Raw genomic sequence first — 256 nt, 5'->3', positions numbered from 1 at the left:
AGAAAGAGACGGTATCGGTCTAGGCTTGTAGCTCAGGTGGTTAGAGCGCACCCCTGATAAGGGTGAGGTCGGTGGTTCAAGTCCACTCAGGCCTACCAATTTTGCTTGCCCCGGGCGGCCAAGCGAAGGGGCGGATAACGTACAGTCAATGGGGCTATAGCTCAGCTGGGAGAGCGCCTGCCTTGCACGCAGGAGGTCAGCGGTTCGATCCCGCTTAGCTCCACCATTACCTCTTTCATGAAAATGATTTCAGAAT

Annotated in this window: 2 tRNA genes; both read left to right on the top strand. The window is 55.1% G+C overall.

The features are described 5' to 3' along the window. Positions 1–21 precede the first annotated feature (21 nt). Positions 22–98: transfer RNA gene (locus tag AAC854_RS23575), tRNA-Ile, on the top strand. 52 nt (positions 99–150) lie between these two features. After that, positions 151–226, top strand: a tRNA-Ala gene (locus AAC854_RS23570). Positions 227–256: the final 30 nt, after the last annotated feature.

This window comes from Xenorhabdus entomophaga, assembly GCF_037996725.1.
Classification (GTDB): Bacteria; Pseudomonadota; Gammaproteobacteria; order Enterobacterales; family Enterobacteriaceae; genus Xenorhabdus; species Xenorhabdus khoisanae.
This window is presented reverse-complemented; position numbering and strand designations above follow the sequence as displayed.